This is a genomic window from uncultured Hyphomicrobium sp. (genome assembly GCF_902826555.1).
GTDB lineage: Bacteria > Pseudomonadota > Alphaproteobacteria > Rhizobiales > Hyphomicrobiaceae > Hyphomicrobium_C.
The window spans coordinates 1-11811 of sequence record NZ_CADEFI010000062.1; the positions used below are offsets into that span (position 1 = coordinate 1).

22 protein-coding genes and 1 pseudogene are annotated in these 11811 nt (G+C 64.6%); all 23 read right to left on the reverse strand.

Features of this window, described 5'->3' with window-relative positions; genetic code table 11:
• Positions 1 to 308, reverse strand: a 308-nt coding sequence (gene rpsM / locus QZV93_RS16870; RefSeq protein ID WP_295559810.1) for a 30S ribosomal protein S13, incomplete at its 3' end; no start/stop codon positions are given.
• Positions 309 to 514: 206 nt separating this feature from the next.
• Positions 515 to 1096, reverse strand: a complete 582-nt coding sequence (locus QZV93_RS16875; protein WP_295559812.1) for an adenylate kinase — start codon at positions 1094 to 1096, stop codon at positions 515 to 517.
• The gene (secY, locus tag QZV93_RS16880; protein WP_295559813.1) at positions 1093 to 2457 is read right to left on the reverse strand and encodes a preprotein translocase subunit SecY; all 1365 of its coding nucleotides are present in this window, start codon (positions 2455 to 2457) and stop codon (positions 1093 to 1095) included. Before secY ends, QZV93_RS16875 begins: the two co-directional genes overlap by 4 nt.
• 112 nt (positions 2458 to 2569) lie before the next feature.
• Positions 2570 to 3124 carry a 50S ribosomal protein L15 gene (gene rplO / locus QZV93_RS16885; protein ID WP_295559815.1) on the reverse strand — a complete coding sequence of 185 codons (555 nt, stop codon included), beginning with the start codon at positions 3122 to 3124 and terminating at the stop codon, positions 2570 to 2572.
• Between the two features lie 55 nt (positions 3125 to 3179).
• Positions 3180 to 3374: a 50S ribosomal protein L30 gene (gene rpmD, locus QZV93_RS16890; RefSeq protein WP_295559817.1), complete on the reverse strand. Its 195-nt coding sequence runs from the start codon at positions 3372 to 3374 to the stop codon at positions 3180 to 3182.
• 41 nt (positions 3375 to 3415) lie between these two features.
• A complete protein-coding gene (gene rpsE / locus QZV93_RS16895; protein WP_295559819.1) occupies positions 3416 to 3994 on the reverse strand; it encodes a 30S ribosomal protein S5 in 579 nt (192 codons plus the stop codon).
• Positions 3995 to 4010: 16 nt separating this feature from the next.
• The gene (gene rplR, locus QZV93_RS16900) at positions 4011 to 4376 is read right to left on the reverse strand and encodes a 50S ribosomal protein L18 (RefSeq protein ID WP_295559820.1); all 366 of its coding nucleotides are present in this window, start codon (positions 4374 to 4376) and stop codon (positions 4011 to 4013) included.
• A gap of 10 nt (positions 4377 to 4386) precedes the next feature.
• Positions 4387 to 4929 (reverse strand): 50S ribosomal protein L6, encoded by a 543-nt coding sequence (gene rplF / locus QZV93_RS16905; RefSeq protein WP_295559821.1) that lies wholly within the window; start codon positions 4927 to 4929, stop codon positions 4387 to 4389.
• Positions 4930 to 4971: 42 nt separating this feature from the next.
• Positions 4972 to 5370 carry a 30S ribosomal protein S8 gene (rpsH, locus tag QZV93_RS16910; RefSeq protein WP_295559823.1) on the reverse strand — a complete coding sequence of 133 codons (399 nt, stop codon included), beginning with the start codon at positions 5368 to 5370 and terminating at the stop codon, positions 4972 to 4974.
• Between the two features lie 16 nt (positions 5371 to 5386).
• Positions 5387 to 5692 (reverse strand): 30S ribosomal protein S14, encoded by a 306-nt coding sequence (rpsN, locus tag QZV93_RS16915; RefSeq protein ID WP_295559826.1) that lies wholly within the window; start codon positions 5690 to 5692, stop codon positions 5387 to 5389.
• A 40-nt stretch (positions 5693 to 5732) separates the two neighbouring features.
• The gene (gene rplE, locus QZV93_RS16920) at positions 5733 to 6413 is read right to left on the reverse strand and encodes a 50S ribosomal protein L5 (protein ID WP_295559828.1); all 681 of its coding nucleotides are present in this window, start codon (positions 6411 to 6413) and stop codon (positions 5733 to 5735) included.
• A gap of 3 nt (positions 6414 to 6416) precedes the next feature.
• On the reverse strand, positions 6417 to 6743 hold the full coding sequence (gene rplX, locus QZV93_RS16925) for a 50S ribosomal protein L24 (protein WP_295559830.1): 327 nt from the start codon (positions 6741 to 6743) through the stop codon (positions 6417 to 6419).
• Positions 6743 to 7111, reverse strand: a complete 369-nt coding sequence (gene rplN / locus QZV93_RS16930) for a 50S ribosomal protein L14 (RefSeq protein WP_295559832.1) — start codon at positions 7109 to 7111, stop codon at positions 6743 to 6745. Before rplN ends, rplX begins: the two co-directional genes overlap by 1 nt.
• Positions 7112 to 7205: 94 nt before the next feature.
• Complete coding sequence (rpsQ, locus tag QZV93_RS16935; protein ID WP_295559834.1) at positions 7206 to 7439, reverse strand: 30S ribosomal protein S17; 234 nt, start codon at positions 7437 to 7439, stop codon at positions 7206 to 7208.
• 12 nt (positions 7440 to 7451) lie between these two features.
• Complete coding sequence (gene rpmC / locus QZV93_RS16940) at positions 7452 to 7682, reverse strand: 50S ribosomal protein L29 (RefSeq protein WP_295559836.1); 231 nt, start codon at positions 7680 to 7682, stop codon at positions 7452 to 7454.
• Positions 7683 to 7717: 35 nt separating this feature from the next.
• A complete protein-coding gene (gene rplP, locus QZV93_RS16945) occupies positions 7718 to 8128 on the reverse strand; it encodes a 50S ribosomal protein L16 (RefSeq protein ID WP_295559837.1) in 411 nt (136 codons plus the stop codon).
• 22 nt (positions 8129 to 8150) lie between these two features.
• Complete coding sequence (gene rpsC / locus QZV93_RS16950; RefSeq protein WP_295559839.1) at positions 8151 to 8960, reverse strand: 30S ribosomal protein S3; 810 nt, start codon at positions 8958 to 8960, stop codon at positions 8151 to 8153.
• Positions 8960 to 9439, reverse strand: a complete 480-nt coding sequence (rplV, locus tag QZV93_RS16955; protein ID WP_295559841.1) for a 50S ribosomal protein L22 — start codon at positions 9437 to 9439, stop codon at positions 8960 to 8962. The genes rpsC and rplV overlap by 1 nt, the downstream gene beginning before the upstream one ends.
• Positions 9439 to 9723: a 30S ribosomal protein S19 gene (gene rpsS / locus QZV93_RS16960; RefSeq protein WP_295559843.1), complete on the reverse strand. Its 285-nt coding sequence runs from the start codon at positions 9721 to 9723 to the stop codon at positions 9439 to 9441. The genes rplV and rpsS overlap by 1 nt, the downstream gene beginning before the upstream one ends.
• A 51-nt stretch (positions 9724 to 9774) precedes the next feature.
• A complete protein-coding gene (gene rplB / locus QZV93_RS16965) occupies positions 9775 to 10596 on the reverse strand; it encodes a 50S ribosomal protein L2 (protein ID WP_295559845.1) in 822 nt (273 codons plus the stop codon).
• A 15-nt stretch (positions 10597 to 10611) separates the two neighbouring features.
• On the reverse strand, positions 10612 to 10905 hold the full coding sequence (locus tag QZV93_RS16970) for a 50S ribosomal protein L23 (RefSeq protein WP_295559846.1): 294 nt from the start codon (positions 10903 to 10905) through the stop codon (positions 10612 to 10614).
• Entirely contained in the window at positions 10905 to 11552 is a 648-nt protein-coding gene (rplD, locus tag QZV93_RS16975) for a 50S ribosomal protein L4 (protein WP_295559848.1), read from the reverse strand. Before rplD ends, QZV93_RS16970 begins: the two co-directional genes overlap by 1 nt.
• Positions 11552 to 11811: pseudogene (locus QZV93_RS16980) on the reverse strand (50S ribosomal protein L3); the annotation flags it as partial. The pseudogene QZV93_RS16980 and the gene rplD, both read right to left, overlap by 1 nt.

Consider the following 11811-nt stretch of genomic DNA (forward strand, 5'->3'; position numbering starts at 1 on the left):
GTGCGCTGGCCGCGGACCGGCAGGCCCTTGCGGTGACGCAGGCCGCGGTAGCAGCCCAGGTCCATCAAGCGCTTGATATTCATGCCAACTTCGCGCCGGAGATCGCCCTCGACGACGTAGTCGCGGTCGATCGCTTCGCGGATCTGGAGCACTTCAGCGTCGGTCAACTGGTTTACGCGGCGCTCCAGCGGGATGCCGACCCGCTTGCAGATGTCCGCAGCGAACTTGGGCCCGATGCCATGAATGTACTGAAGCGCGATCAGAACACGCTTCTGCGTCGGGATATTCACACCAGCTATGCGAGCCACTTCCGTCTCCTGGAGGCTTTAGTCAACGACCGCGACGCGGCCCATCTATCTGTTATTCAACGAAAAAACACGGAGCAACCTGATCCGGGCGAAGATCGCCGCACGGACAGGCCTTCCGTTTCATCGTCCTGAAAGCGCGGTGTTTTAGCTTGGTCATAATACTTCGTCAACCTGCGCCTTGATCTTGTGACATCTTTTCCTGCCCTTCATGCCGCCAGCAAACCGTCAATCTGCCGAGCAACCTCCTCGATGGGGGCCATCCCGTCGATGGTGCGTAGTTTGCCCTGGGCGAAGTAGTAGCCGATGAGGGGCGAGGTTTCCTTGTAATAGGCCATGAGGCGGGTCTTCAGCGCTTCGGCGTTGTCGTCGGCGCGCGGGGTGCCGCCAGCGGCAATGGTCTCGCGCGCCCGGTTCTCGATGCGCGCCAGCAGCGCCTCGTCGTCCACCTTGAGCTCGATGACGGCATCGAGGACCGTGCCCTTGGAGTCGAGGAGCTCGTCGAGGGCGGCCGCCTGCTTCAGCGTGCGGGGGAAGCCGTCCAGAATGAAGCCGCCCGCACAGTCGGGCTGCTCGATGCGCTCGGCGATGATGCCGATCACGATGTCATCCGAAACGAGGCCGCCGCTCTTCATGATGGCTTCAGCCTTGCGGCCGATGTCGGTGCCGGCCTTGACCGCGGCGCGCAGCATCTCACCGGTCGAGAGCTGGACCAGGCCTTTGCGTTTGGCGAGCGCCTCGGCCTGCGTACCCTTGCCAGCGCCGGGCGGTCCCAGAAGGATCAGCTTCATCGACGACCGCCTCTCGAGGTGGCGCCGCGCAGCTTGGCCTTCTTGATCAAGCCCTCGTACTGGTGGGCCAGCAGATGGCTCTGGATCTGAGACACCGTATCCATGGTGACGCTGACCGCGATCAGAAGCGAGGTGCCGCCGAAGTAGAACGGCACGGCCGCGTAAGAGGTCAGGATCTCCGGCATGACGCAGACGGCGGCCAGATAGAGGGCGCCGACCACGGTGATGCGCGTGAGAACGTAGTCGATGTACTCGGCCGTCTTCTCGCCGGGACGGATACCCGGCAGGAAGCCACCGTGCTTCCTCAGGTTGTCGGCGGTGTCCTTCGGATTGAAGACGACGGCCGTGTAGAAGAAGGCGAAGAAGATGATCATCGCCACGTAAATGGCGATATGCAGCGGTTGGCCATTGCCGAGCGCAGCGACGACGTTCTGCAGCCACTCCGGACCGCCACCCTGGGCGGAGGAGAACTGCGCGGCGGTGATCGGCAGCAGCAGCAGCGAGGAGGCGAAGATCGGCGGAATGACGCCCGCGGAGTTGAGCTTCAGCGGCAGATGCGAGGCATCGCCCTGGAACATGCGGTTGCCAACCTGTCGTTTTGGATACTGAATCAGCAGTCGCCGCTGCGCGCGCTCGATGAAAACGATGGCGGCGACGACGGCCAGCATCAGCGCCAGAAGCGCCAACAGGAGGAACGTCGAGAGGGCGCCGGTGCGGGCCATCTCGAACAGGCCGACAAGCGCGGACGGAAGGCCGGCCACGATACCGGCGAAGATGATGAGCGAGATGCCGTTGCCGACGCCGCGCTGCGTGATCTGCTCGCCGAGCCACATCAGGAACATGGTGCCGCCGACCAGCGTGATAACGGTGGTGGCGCGGAAGAACCAGCCGGGATCGCCGACAACGGAACCCGCCTCGGAGCGCGATCCCTCGAGGCCGATGGCGATGCCGTAAGCCTGGAAAGCCGCCAGCACCAGCGTCAGATAGCGGGTGTACTGGTTGATCTGCTTCCTGCCGGACTCGCCTTCCTTCTTCAGCGCCTCGAGCTTGGGCGACATCGAGGTCATGAGCTGAATGATGATCGAGGCCGAGATGTACGGCATGATGTTCAGGGCGAAGATCGCCATACGCTCGACGGCGCCGCCGGCGAACACGTTGAACATGCCGAGGATGCCGGACGACTGCGACTTGAACGCCGCGGCGAAGGCGGCGGCGTCGACGCCCGGAATCGGAATGAAGGTGCCGAGACGATAGATAACGAGCGCGCCAAGCGTGAACCAAATGCGGTTCTTCAAATCCTGGGCCTTGGCGAAGGCGCCAAGGTTGAGATTTGCGGCAAGCTGCTCGGCAGCGGAAACCATCTCGTTCTCTCCCGGCTCTGTTCGAGCCCCTTACTTGGTGTCCGGCGGCCGCCGCGTCGAGCCCCCCGCGTCCCTCAGGTTTTCCAGCGGCCCAGTTGCCGGTGGCGCCGCCTTATTCCTCGGCGGCGGCCGTCCCGGGCTTTTTGGCGGTGCCCGCCTTCTTGGCCGCAGACTTCTTGCGCTTGGCCTCGTCGGCCGCCAGCACCTTCTTCTCGATCAGGCTGACGGAGCCGCCCGCCTTCTCGATGGCCGCCTTTGCGGTCGCGGAGGCATGGTTCACGGTCAGGGTCAGCTTGGCCTTGATCTCGCCCGTGCCCAGGAGGCGCAGGCCGTCCTTGGGGCGACGCAGGATGCCGGCATCGACCAGGGCCGTCACGTCGACCGACTGACCGGCCTTGAGCTTGCCCTCATCGACGGCCTTCTGCAGCGCGCCGACGTTGATCTCGTTCCAGTCCTTGCGGTTGAGCTTGTTGAAGCCGCGCTTCGGCAGTCGCCGATGCAGCGGCATCTGGCCGCCCTCGAAACCGCCGATGGCGACACCGGTGCGTGCCGTCTGGCCCTTGCCGCCGCGTCCGCCGGTCTTGCCGACGCCGGAGCCGATGCCGCGGCCGATGCGCACGCGGAACTTGCGGGCACCGGGATTGTCTTTGATGTCGTTCAGCCGCATGGGCCTCGAGCTCCTTGTTCGTCCTTCACGGCAGACAGCGCGTAAGGCGCCTGCCTCAGGCCTTCTCGTCGACGACGCGAACGAGATGGGGGATAGAGTTGATCATGCCGCGCACGGCCGGCGTGTCCTCGAGAACGCGGCGGCGGTGCAGCTTGTTGAGGCCAAGACCGATCAGGGTCTTGGTCTGGAGTTCAGGCCGGCGATTTGCGCTCGCAAACTGCTCGACCGTGATCGTCTTCTTGGCTGCCATGGTGTCGTACCTTCTCGAATCTCTGGCTCTTGCCCAGGCGCTTACGCCTCGGCCGCGACCTCGGCGCCGGAGCCATCGCGACGGCGGGCGACGATCTCGGACACCTTCTTGTTGCGGCGCGCGGCGACGGAGCGGGGGTTCTCCTGCTCCTTCAGCGCGTCGAACGTGGCGCGAACGACGTTGTAGGGGTTGGTGGAGCCGAGCGACTTGGCGACCACGTCATGGACGCCCAGCATCTCGAACACAGCGCGCATGGCGCCACCGGCGATGATGCCGGTACCGGCCGGGGCCGAGCGCAGCACGACCTTGCCCGAACCGTGGCGGCCTTCGCTGTCGTGATGCAGCGTGCGCGCATCGCGCAGGGGCACGCGGATCAGGTTGCGGCGGGCGGCCTCGGTCGCCTTGCGGATCGCCTCAGGCACCTCGCGGGCCTTGCCATGGCCGAAGCCGACGCGGCCCTTCAGGTCGCCGACGACCACGAGGGCCGCGAAACCGAAGCGCTTGCCGCCCTTCACAACCTTGGCGACGCGATTGATATGGACGAGCTTGTCGGAAAATTCGCTGTCGCGCTCTTCCCGCTCCCGCTCGCGTCCGCGTCCTCTTTCGGGTCCACGTGCCACTGTCAAATTCCTTTCATCAGAAGCTGAGGCCGCTCTCGCGTGCGGCATCGGCGAGCGCCTTGACGCGCCCATGATAGATGTAGCCCCCGCGATCGAACACGACCACCTTGACGCCAGCCTTCAGCGCGCGCTCGGCAACCAGCTTGCCAATGGCGGCCGCGGCGGCCTTGTCGGCGCCGGTCTTGAGGGAGGAGCGCAGATCCTTCTCGAGGCTCGAAGCGGACGCAAGCGTCTTGCCGTCGGCGTCGTCGATGATCTGAGCGTAGATGTGCTTCGAGGAGCGATGCACGGAGAGCCGCGGACGGCCCTCGGCACGCGCCTTCAGCGTCCGGCGCACGCGTGCGCGGCGCTTGTCGAACTGTTTCAATGCGGTGTTGGCCATGGCCTCGGTCCTACTTCTTCTTGCCTTCCTTGCGGTAGACGTACTCGCCCTTGAACCGCACGCCCTTACCCTGGTAGGGCTCCGGCTTGCGGGAGGCGCGGATGTCAGCCGCGACTTGGCCGACGAGCTGCTTGTCGATGCCGGAGACCGTCACGACCTCCTGCTTGGCACCGCCGACTTTAACCTCGACGCCGGGCGGGATCGTGTGCTCGACGTCATGGCTGAAACCGATCGACATCGTGAGCTTGTCCTTGCCCTTCATGGCGGCCTTGAAGCCGACGCCATGAATCTCGAGCGTGTGGCTGTAGCCCTCGGTCACGCCCGTGATCAGGTTCTGCACCATCGTGCGCGACATGCCCCACATGGAGCGCGCCTTCTTGGTGTCCTCGACCAGCTCCAGCTCGATGCCGTCGGCGGTCTTCTCGACCTTGATTTCCTCAGGCAGGGTGAAGGAGAGCTCGCCCTTGGCGCCCTTCATTTTTACCGTCTGACCCGAGACCGTCGCCGTGACAGCGGCGGGAACGGGAACCGGCTTCTTTCCGATGCGTGACATTGGTCTTGTCCTCGCGCGCGCGGCCGAAGCCGGCGCTTTTCCTTAGAATACGTTGCAGATAACCTCGCCGCCGACGTTCTCCTCCTTGGCGCGCGCATCCGACATCACGCCCTTGGGCGTGGAGAGGATGGAGACGCCGAGACCGTTGGCAACGCTCTTCAGGTCGCGGACCGGCGAATAGACGCGCCGGCCGGGGGTCGAGACGCGGCTGATCTCCTTGATCGCCGGCTGACCGTTGAAATACTTGAGCTCGATCTCGAACTCGGGGAGCGCGCCCTTCTGCTCAACACGCGTGTAGCCGCGGATGTAGCCTTCCTCGACAAGCACGTCGAGGACGCGGGCGCGCATGTTGGAGGCGGGCGTCACCACCTTCGGGCGGCGACGGAGCTGCGCATTGCGGATGCGTGTCAGCATATCGCCGATGGGATCATTCACTGCCATGTGCTTCAGCCCTTCCTTACCAGCTCGACTTGACCATGCCGGGGATCAGCCCCTGCGAGGCCAGCTCACGGAGCTGGTTGCGGCACATCTTGAGCTTGCGATAGTTGCCACGGGCGCGGCCCGTGATCTCGCAACGGTTGCGAATGCGAACCGCCGAGCCGTTACGCGGCATCTCGGCGAGCTTCAGGCGCGCAGCAAAGCGCTCCTCTGCCGGACGCTTCAGGTCGTCGGCGATCGCTTTCAGGCGCTTGCGCTTGGCGGCATGCTGGGCGACCAGCTTGCGGCGGCGGTTGTTCTTCTCGATAGAGCTCGTCTTAGCCATTCATGTCCTCCAAAGGCCTTTCGGGGATGCCCGAGGTCCTCTAGCTGCGGAAAGGAAAATTGAAACCGCGAAGCAGCTCGCGCGCCTCGTCGTCGGAACCGGCGGACGTGCATACGATCACGTCCAGACCCCAAACCTGGTCAACCTTGTCGTAGTCGATCTCCGGGAACACGATGTGCTCCTTCAGACCGCAGGCGAAGTTGCCGCGGCCGTCAAAGCTCTTCGGGTTCAGCCCGCGGAAGTCCTTCACGCGCGGCAGCGCGATGGTGACGAAGCGGTCCAGGAACTCGTACATGCGGTCGCCGCGGAGCGTGACCTTGCAGCCCAGCGTCATGCCCTCGCGCACCTTGAAGGTGGCGATGGACTTGGTCGACTTGGTGAGCTGCGGCTTCTGACCGGCGATGAGCGCAAGGTCGGACGCGGCGCTGTCGACCTTCTTGCGGTCGGCCGTCGCCTCGCCCACGCCCATGTTGATGACGATCTTCTCGATCTTCGGAATCTGCATCGGGTTCGCGTAGGCGAACTTCTCCTTGAGCTGGCCGCGGACGACCTTCTCGTAATGCGTTTTCAAGCGCGGCTTGTAGTCAGCCGGACGCGGCTTCCACTCGCGCGGAGCAGCCGCAGCCTTCGCGGCCTTGGCACCCTTGGCTTCCTTGCCGGGCTTGCCGGCGGGCGGGCCGCCAGCCTTTGCCGGCTTCTGGGCTTTCTCTTTGTCGGCCATGACTTACTTCTTCTCCGGAATGATCTCGCCCGAGCGCTTGGCGAAGCGGACCTTCTTGCCGTCCTCCAAGACGCGGAAGCCGACGCGGGTCGGTTTGCCGTCCTTGGGATCCTCGAGGGCAAGATTCGAAATCTGGATCGCGGCCTCTTTCGAGATGATGCCGCCTTCCTGCGAAGCCGTCTGGCGCTGGTGACGGCGCACGACGTTGATGCCGCGAACGAGGGCGCGGTTCTCCTTCGGGCGCACCTCGATCACCTCGCCGCGCTTGCCTTTATCGCGGCCGGTGAGGACGACGACGCTGTCGCCCTTTTTGATCTTGAGCGACGCCATTACAGCACCTCCGGCGCGAGCGAGACGATCTTCATATGGTTCTTGGAGCGCAGCTCGCGCGTGACCGGTCCGAAGATGCGCGTGCCAACCGGCTCGCCCTGGTTGTTGATCAAAACGGCAGCGTTGCGGTCGAAGCGGATCAACGAGCCGTCGGGACGGCGCACGCCCTTGGCGACGCGCACGATCACGGCCTTCATGACCTGGCCCTTCTTCACGCGGCCCTTCGGAATCGCCTCCTTCACCGACACGACGATGGTGTCGCCGATGGTGGCGTATTTGCGCTTCGAGCCGCCCAGCACCTTGATGCACTGAACGCGACGCGCGCCCGAATTGTCAGCGACGTCGAGATTGGTTTCCATCTGGATCATCGCACCGTCTCTCTTCCTGCCGCCTAGATCGCGGCTTCAAATCGTGTTTCGTTCCGGTGCCGGTTCCGGCCGTGCGGCCTAGCACCACCTAAAATCAAGCCTTCTCCAGCGCCACCCAGCGCTTCAACTTCGAGATCGGCGCCGACTCCTGGATCTCCACGCGGTCGCCTTCCTTGAAGACGTTCTTCTCGTCGTGGGCGTGGTACTTCTTCGTACGGCGCACCGTCTTCTTCAGCAGCGGATGCGTGTAACGGCGCTCCACCTCGACGACGATCGTCTTGTCGTTCTTGTTCGAAACAACCACACCCTGCAGGACGCGCTTCGGCATCGCTCTATCTCCTTACGCGCCAGTCTTCGATTTGACGTTGGCCTTGGCAGAGGATCCGCCCTTCTTCTGGCCGGCAAGCGTCAGCACGCGCGCGATGTCGCGGCGAACCTGACGTACGCGCGAGGTGTTCTCGAGCTGCCCAGACGCCTTCTGAAAGCGCAGATTGAACTGCTCCTTCTTGAGCTTCGCCAACTGATCGTCGAGCTGATCGAGCGACATGCTCTTCAAATCACCCGCCTTCATCGTCGTAATCCTCATCCTTCCCGCGCCGGCTACCCTCAGCCGATGCGCGTTACAATCCGTGTCTTGATGCCGAGCTTCGCGGCGCCGAGGAGTAGGGCTTCACGTGCGACCTGGTCGGGAACGCCGTCCAGCTCGAACATGATGCGGCCCGGCTTCACGCGCGAAACCCAGAGCTCGATGCCGCCCTTGCCGGAGCCCATACGGACTTCGGCCGGCTTCTTGGTGACCGGCACGTCCGGGAAGATGCGGATCCAGACGCGACCGGCGCGCTTCATGTGACGCGTGATGGCGCGGCGAGCCGCCTCGATCTGACGTGCGGTGACGCGCTCGGGCTCAACGGCCTTGAGGCCGTGCGAGCCAAAGTTCAGTGTCGTGCCGCCTTTCGCAGTGCCGTGAATGCGGCCTTTGAACTGCTTGCGGAACTTGGTTTTCTTCGGTGACAGCATGGTCCTGCTCCGTCAGCCCTGATCAGGCCGTCTCCCCTTCCTTGCCGGCGTCGGCGGCACCGCCGCCGCGCGGTCCACCCCGGTCGCCCCTGGGGCCACGACGCTCGCGACGCTCGCCGCCATCCTCGCGCTCGCGACGCGGGCGGCCGCCGGTGCCGTCGCCGGCTCCCTCGGTCGCACGACGCTCGGAGGCCATCGGGTCGTGCTCCATGAGCTCGCCCTTGAAGATCCAGACCTTGATGCCGATGACGCCATAGGCGGTCTGCGCGACGCCGTAGCCGAAGTCGATGTCGGCGCGCAGCGTGTGCAGCGGCACGCGGCCCTCGCGGTACCACTCCGTACGCGCGATCTCGGCGCCGCCAAGACGGCCGGCGACGTTGATACGGATGCCGACAGCGCCGGCCCGCAGCGCGGTCTGCACGGCGCGCTTCATGGCGCGGCGGAAAGCGACGCGGCGCTCGAGCTGCTGGGCAATGTTCTCGGCGACCAGCGTGGCGTCGATGTCGGGCTTACGCACCTCGAGGAGGTTCAGGTGAACCTCGGAGGAGGTAAAACGCGACAGCTCGGTGCGCAGCTTCTCGATGTCGGCGCCCTTCTTGCCGATCAGCACGCCCGGACGAGCCGTGTGCACCGTGACGCGGCACTTCTTGTGCGGGCGCTCGATGACAACCTTGGAGATGCCAGCCGTGCGCTGCATCTTCATGATGTGCTCGCGGATGGCGAAGTCCTCGTGGAGCAGCTTGCCGTACTCGCCACGACGGGCGAACCAGCGGCTGTCCCAAGTGCGGTTGATGCCGACGCGCAGGCCGACGGGATTGACTTTGTGACCCATTACTCGGCCTCCTTCTCAGCCGCAGCAGCCTTGCTCTTGCCGGCCGGCTTCTTGGCCGCGGCCTTCTTGCCGGCGCCCTTGGACTTCGCCTTGGGCTTCTCGGCTTCAGCCTCGGTCTCGCGAACGACGACCGTGATCTGCGAAAACGGCTTCATGATCGAGAAGCCGCGGCCGCGGCCGCGGGCCGCGAAGCGCTTCATGACCAGGTTCTTGCCGACGTAGGCTTCCGCCACGATCAGCGCGTTGACGTCGAGATCATGGTTGTTCTCGGCGTTGGCGACGGCGCTCATCACGACCTTGCGGACGTCCTGGGCGATGCGCTTCCTCGAGAACTCGAGGTCGGCGAGCGCCTTGTCGACCTTCTTGCCGCGGATCAGGCCCGCGACGAGGTTCAACTTCTGCGGCGAGACGCGAAGGTTCTTCGCGATCGCTCGCGCCTCTTTATCGGAGAGGCTTCTTTCCCGGCTCGGCTTGCCCATTATTTCTTACCCACCGCTGCTTTCTTGTCGCCGCCATGACCGTGGAACACGCGCGACGGCGAGAACTCGCCGAGCTTGTGCCCGATCATGTCCTCGGTGACGTTCACCGGAACGTGCTTCTGGCCGTTGTAGACGCCGAAGGTCAGCCCGACGAACTGAGGCAGGATCGTTGAGCGACGGCTCCAGGTCTTGATGACCTCATTGCGCCCGGACGAACGCACCTTCTCCGCCTTCTTGAGAAGGAAGCCGTCGACGAACGGGCCTTTCCAAACTGCGCGTGTCACTCTCTAGTCTCCTCGGCCGTCTGCTCGCGGCTAAAGTTGTACGGATCTGTACTACTTGCTCTTCGAGCGGCTTCTGACGATGAACTTGTCGGTCTGCTTGTTCTTGCGGGTCTTGTAGCCCTTGGTCGGCTTGCCCCACGGCGTCGCCCAGTGCTTACCACCCTTGGTGCGGCCACCGTTCGGATGGTCGATCGGGTTCATGGCGATCGAGCGCACGGTGGAGCGGATGCCCTTCCAGCGCGTGCGGCCCGCCTTGCCGACGACCTCGTTGGTGTGATCCGGGTTCGAGACGGCACCGACGGAGGCCATGCAGTCGGCGCGAACCTTGCGGGTCTCGCCGGAGCTGAGCTTCAGAACTGCCCATCCCGAGTCACGGCCGACGAGCTGCACGAAGGCACCGGCCGAGCGTGCGAGCTGGCCACCGCCGCCGGGCTTCAGCTCGACGTTGTGGACGATGGTTCCGATCGGCATGCCGGACAGCGGCATGGCATTGCCCGGCTTCACGTCGACCTTGACGCCCGAGACGACCTGATCACCGACCGCCAGGCGCTGCGGCGCCAGGATGTAGGACAGGTGGCCGTCGGCGTACTTGATCAGCGCGATGAAGGCCGTGCGGTTCGGATCGTACTCGAGACGCTCGACGGTGGCGACGACATCGTGCTTGCGGCGACGGAAGTCGATCTTGCGATACGACTGCTTGTGGCCACCGCCGATATGACGCGTCGTGATGCGGCCGTCGCTGTTGCGGCCGCCCGTCTTCAGCTTGCCTTCGGTCAGCATCTTGACCGGCGCACCCTTCCAGAGGTGTGAGCGATCGACCTGAACCAGGTGCCGGAGACCCGGGGATGTCGGACGGAATGTCTTCAATGCCATTGGATCGGCTCTCCTTTAAAGGCCCGTCGTGACGTCGATCGAGTGGCCTTCCTCGAGCGTCACGATGGCCTTCTTGACGTCGCTCAGCTGGGCGCGGATGCCGCGGAACGTGCGGCGCTTGCCCTTGCGAACGAGGGTGTTTACAGCCTTGACCTTCACATTGAAGAGGCTCTCGACGGCAGCCTTGATGTCGGTCTTGTTGGCCCCCGAGGCGACCTTGAAGATCACCTGGTTGGCCTCGGAGACCTGCGTCGCCTTCTCGGTGATGACCGGCGAAAGGATGACGTCGTAGGCTTTGAGCTTGTTCATCACTTCGCCTCCGAGGCTTTGGCCTTGACGTCGGCGAAGCGCACATCGAGCGCCTCGACCGCGGCCTTGGTCAACACGAGCTTCTCGCGGCGCAGGATGTCATAGACGTTGATGCCGGCGATCGGCAGCACGTCGATGTGCGGGATGTTGCGCGCGGCGCGGGCGAACGCGTCATCGAGCGCGGCGCCATCGATGATCAGCGCGCTCTTCCAACCGAGAGAGGCGAACTGCTTTTTCAGCGCACCGGTCTTGCCATCCGAAGCGGCGGTATCGATCACGACGATCTCGCCGGCCTTGGCCTTGGCGGAGAGGGCGTGACGGAGCGCCAGCGCGCGGAACTTCTTGGTCAGGTCGATGGCGTGGCTGCGCGGCTTGGGACCGAACGCCTTGCCGCCACCGCGCCACTGCGGAACCGACTTGTCGCCGTGACGGGCGCCGCCGGTTCCCTTCTGCTTGTACATCTTCTTGCCGGTGACCGAGACTTCCGAGCGGTCCTGCGCATGATGCGTGCCGGCCATGCGCTTCAGCTGCTGCCAGCGCACCATGCGGTGCAGAATGTCGGAACGGGGCTCGAGCCCGTAAATGGCATCGGCGAGTTCGACCTCGCCGGCCTTCTTCGCTTCGAGCGTGGTGACGGTGGCTTTCATCACGCCTTCTCCTTGCTGGCAGCCGGCTTGAATGCGCCGGGCTTCGGCACATCGGCGTGGGCCTTTTTCTTGACGGCGTCGCGCACGATCACCCAGCCGCCCTTGGAGCCGGGAACGGCGCCGCGGATCATCAGGAGGCCGCGCTCGACATCGATCTTGGCGACGACGAGGTTCTGGGTGGTGATGCGCTCGTCACCCATGTGGCCGGCCATCTTCTTGCCCTTGAACACCTTGCCGGGGTCCTGGCGCTGGCCGGTCG